Source organism: Fibrobacter sp., from assembly GCF_045131395.1.
In the GTDB taxonomy this organism is placed as follows: Bacteria; Fibrobacterota; Fibrobacteria; order Fibrobacterales; family Fibrobacteraceae; genus Fibrobacter.
Genome location: NZ_JBGUQY010000013.1, coordinates 1 through 4290, shown reverse-complemented (window position 1 = coordinate 4290; position 4290 = coordinate 1). Strand labels below are relative to the sequence as shown.

The window sequence follows — 4290 nt, the reverse complement described above, 5'->3', positions numbered from 1 at the left end:
GACGGCATTCACTCAATCCCTCTCAAGCCTTCAGGTCTCACTGAAAGACTGTACTTATGCCCTCCTGGGCGAATCAGACGAAGACATCAAGCGACTTTTCCTTGCATCTGCAGAGCGCTACGAAGCTGAACACACCACCCAGCTGGAGTCATTCCTGCAGGAAGATCTTGACCCGGCAGAAGCCCTCCGCGACCTCAAGTCTGACTACCGCCAGAACCCGGCCGTTGCTCTCTACATCAAGTCATCTACGGACATCCCCCATATCATCCACAAACTCCGCGACCAGCATCAGACCGAATCCGTCCTCCTGGATCTCTACGAGTACCGGATGAAACAGACCGCCCTACAGTCTCGCGTCTCAAAGCAGCGGAAGAAGAAGGCCGTAATCAATATCGGGCATCTCACCAACAACGGCGTCATCAACGAGATTTCCGACTCTTCCGTCCAGATTGAGGGAGGCAGCACATCCAAGCCACAGATTGAGGAATGAACATCAAGAACTTCACCAATAACGGCACTGTAAACGAAGTCCACGACTCCGTCGTTGCTATCAGTCCCCAGGGCCAGCAGATTCAGCAGAACAACGTCGGCCAGCCCCAGCCCGCCGCTCCGGAGGCCCCGGCTCCGTCGCACGTTCACCTGAATACCAAGAAGTCAACGAAACTGAAGTTCTTTCGCGTCATAAAGGCACTCTGTGACCAGGGATTCTTCGTGGACGCATCTGGTGCCAAGGCAGACGACAAAGCCGTATTTGAGGCCCTTTCCCCGGCCTTGAACGACGATTTCTCCGACTACAGCGGCCACCTTTCCGAAGGACTCAACCACCACAACCTAACGACTCGTTCCGAGATTTTCCAGAAACTCCGGGACACATACGAGGCTTACGAAATGGATCTTGAAGAGCAGCGTAAAAACCGCTGAAATAATTCTTCAAAATTTTTCAGTTCAAAAGAATTCACTACGCTCCAACGGGGTTAACGCCCACGCCATACCTCTTGCATTACCCGCTGATTTTGTGTAACTTAAAGGTGTAAACCTAAGCACTTAATCAGCTATGAAGATCCTCATCGACAATGGCCACGGGGCCGAGACGCGGGGCAAGCGTTCTCCCGACGGCCGCCTGCTGGAATATCTCGAAAACCGCATCATCGCCCGGGGCATCGTGGACGCCCTCACGGCCCGGGGCCTGGACGCCTCGCTCCTGGTGCCGGAGGAAACGGACATCCCCCTGCCCGAGCGCTGCCGCCGCGTGAACGAGTGGTGCCGCCAGCTGGGCAAAGGCAACGTTCTCCTCATCTCCATCCACTGCAATGCCGCCGGCCACGGCGACCGCTGGCTCTCCGCCCGCGGCTGGTGCGCCTACACCACTCCCGGCCCCACCGGTGCCGATGCCCTCGCCACCGCCCTCTACAACGCCGCCAAGGCCCACCTCCCCGGCATGCGTCTCCGCACCGACTACACCGACGGCGACCCCGACCAGGAAGCCGCCTTCTACCTCCTACGCCACACCATCTGCCCCGCCGTCCTCACCGAAAACCTCTTCATGGACAACCACGAGGACTGTGACTTCCTCCTCAGCAAAGAAGGCCAACAATCTCTTGTTGACCTCCATATCGATGGCATTATTTCCTACCTTGGTGTTTAGTCCTTCAAGCACCCAATCGGGACCACATAGACGCCGTCATCGCGTCGGTACGCAATCTCTCCGATGCCCACGAGAACCATCAGGAAAGACGGATTCTTCATCTTGGTAGGGTCAATCTTGTCCCGGAGCTTGATGAGCGTCTGGGCACCTTCGTTAATGAGGCCCTCTCCGCCAATCTTGATCTCGATAAGGCCGTAACTGCCGTCACGCAGATGAACGATAGCATCACATTCCAATCCTTCAGAATCACGGTAGTGATATACTTCTCCAAGAAGTCCGGAAGCATAAGTCCGGAGGTCACGCACGGCCAGTCCCTCAAAGTGAAGGCCGAAGGTATTGAAGTCCGACAGCAGATCACCCGGTCCGATGCCCAGGGCGGCAGTCCCGATGGACGGATCAGAGTAGTACCTGGTGTTGGTGGTACGGATGGCAGTCTTGGACCGGAGATTGGGATTCCAGGCCTTGGATTCCTCAATCACAAAGAGTTTCCGGAGTGCTTCAATATAGGCAGAGACGGTTTCCGCATCCATCCCTTTGGGCTCGTTGGCCTGCATGTCGGCAGCAATGGTCTCGTAAGGGGCCTGTGAAGCCACGTTCCTGGCATAGGAACGCATAAGCTGACGGACACGCTCCGGGTTACGGCGAACTTTGTCCACCACGCGGTTCATATCTTTCTTGGCCACGGAATCCACATAATCGAAAGCCTGGTCCAGGGCGATGTCTTTTTCCAAGTCAATCGCAGCCGGCCAGCCTCCACGGCAGAGGACGAATGCAAGGTCTTCACGGGAGAGACTGCTTTTGGCATAGATCTTCTCCGGAGCATTGAAGAGTTCCTTCAGGCTGATGGCGCCATTCGATTCTCCGGATTCATATAGTGCCATCGGGCGCATCTTCACCCAACCGTAACGGCCAGTACCGGAGTGGCGCATCTTCTTATTCTCTTCCTGCTTTTCTTCGTCTTCTTCCTCTTCTTCAACGGGAACGGATGAACCCGTCAGGATGTAATGGCCGTTACCGGGACGATGGTCCACGTCAAATCGGATGGTATCCCAAAGTTGCGGGGCTATCTGCCACTCGTCAAGCAGACGCGGATGTTCTCCTTCCAGCAACTCCTGAGGAGCCAGATCCGCTTTGAGGAGGTTTTCTTTCACCTTCTTGGGGTCATCCATATAGATGACGCTCTTGGCCTGCTGTTCGGCGGTAGTTGTTTTGCCGCACCACTTGGGACCTTCAATGAGCACGGCACCTTTACCAGCGAGTTTTCTCGCAAGGACTGAGTCGGCTATTCTGGGTTTGTATGTATCCATATCCTGTGTCTTTGGATGCAAAGATACAAAAAACCGGAGATTGTGGAAAAATTTTTCCGGAAATTATTGGAAATAAAAACCGACAAATAGTGGAATTGTTTTCCGATGTATATTAAATACCGCCGCCCTCCCACTCCGAGAGGATGGCAGTTCGTATAGCCAGAGAGTGCATCTACTTCTTTATTGCAATATACCCGCTCTCATCAATCATATCCGCGCCCTTCTGGGTAAAAAGGAATTGGTAGAGTTTATACGCCATACTCTCATGGTCTTCCGTCTTACGAACTGCCGCGTAAATACTGGATACGAAAGGATACTTGTTGGATCTCAATGATTCCTTGCTGGGGGCCACGCCGTCGATGGAAATCATATCGACCATCATTAAATCGCGGACCATTGCCGTGCAGTAGAAGAAAGGCGTGTAACCGATGCCATATTCATCGGCCTCAAGTTGTAGGTAGGGCGATGCCATCTGTGAGCCGATAATCTCATACATATAGGTCTCTTCGGTCCCGTCAATCATTTTCAGTCCATCCATAACCAGGGTTTCCATCTTCTCCTGGCTGCCGGAATCCGCATTGCGGATGTAAGGGGTAATAGCATGGTCCACCCCGCCGACCTCTTTCCAGTTGGTAATCTCACCAGTATAGATTTTCCGAACCTGGTCCGAGGTCAGGTTCTTGACGGGATTCTTTGGATTGACGATAAACACAAGGGCATCGATAGCCAATGGAGCCGTCTCCAACTCTACACCCAGCTCTACCGCAGACACCATCTCATTTCTGGAAATATCCCGGCTGGCGATAATCACGTCCGACTTGCCCTCGATGAGATTCATATAGGCTCCGTGCGTGCCGCTGCAAAGATTCTTACTCTGATAATCGTTCAGGGAGAATGGCGCTTTTTCAGAGTACAGATCCGGATTAATAACATAGACCCTTCCGCCCAACCAGTCCTGTTCCCATTTGTAAGGAACCCCAAGCAGCTTGTAGGCCACAAGGTCGCGTGCAGGCTTTGTACTTGTGGAGCAGTCCGTTAGCGGCCAGTCTTCCAGTTTGATGTCTTTCAAGTCCCCTTCGGGACTATCGATGCCATTACATCCGCAAACTATCAACGACAGCAATGCTGCGTAACTCATAATGTGCAACAACTTTTTCATACCGATATAACCCTCGTTATCTCTTTAACATACACCTTCACATCCATCGCCTTCCCGCCCTTCACGACAGCCCCGGCCCTGGTCTCCTCCAGCAGAGAAAATTTTATCATTTGAATATTGATATTGTTTATTTCTTTTCGGAGCTCGTCTATTTTTTTATTGCCAAGTTCTAATGCTTC

Annotated in this window: 5 protein-coding genes and 1 pseudogene; 3 read left to right on the top strand and 3 right to left on the bottom strand. The window is 52.8% G+C overall.

Features of this window, described 5'->3' with window-relative positions; all coding sequences use genetic code 11:
* From ACJMNB_RS05060 to ACJMNB_RS05050, 3 genes are all read left to right on the top strand, one after another.
* Positions 1-490 (top strand): hypothetical protein (locus ACJMNB_RS05060; protein ID WP_405339613.1); only part of this gene is annotated, 490 nt, incomplete at its 5' end.
* Positions 487-921: a hypothetical protein gene (locus ACJMNB_RS05055; protein ID WP_405339611.1), complete on the top strand. Its 435-nt coding sequence runs from the start codon at positions 487-489 to the stop codon at positions 919-921. The genes ACJMNB_RS05060 and ACJMNB_RS05055, both read left to right, overlap by 4 nt.
* Before the next feature lie 133 nt (positions 922-1054).
* Entirely contained in the window at positions 1055-1645 is a 591-nt protein-coding gene (locus ACJMNB_RS05050) for an N-acetylmuramoyl-L-alanine amidase (protein ID WP_405339609.1), read from the top strand.
* On the opposite strand, the gene ACJMNB_RS05045 is transcribed toward ACJMNB_RS05050, so the two are convergent.
* The 3 genes and pseudogenes from ACJMNB_RS05045 to ACJMNB_RS05035 form a co-directional block, all read right to left on the bottom strand.
* A complete protein-coding gene (locus ACJMNB_RS05045; RefSeq protein ID WP_405339607.1) occupies positions 1642-2952 on the bottom strand; it encodes an ATP-binding protein in 1311 nt (436 codons plus the stop codon). The two genes, ACJMNB_RS05050 and ACJMNB_RS05045, sit on opposite strands and share 4 nt — an antisense overlap.
* Positions 2953-3124: 172 nt before the next feature.
* Positions 3125-4111 carry a PstS family phosphate ABC transporter substrate-binding protein gene (locus ACJMNB_RS05040; RefSeq protein ID WP_405339605.1) on the bottom strand — a complete coding sequence of 329 codons (987 nt, stop codon included), beginning with the start codon at positions 4109-4111 and terminating at the stop codon, positions 3125-3127.
* Positions 4108-4290: pseudogene (locus ACJMNB_RS05035) on the bottom strand (hypothetical protein); the annotation flags it as partial. The gene ACJMNB_RS05040 and the pseudogene ACJMNB_RS05035, both read right to left, overlap by 4 nt.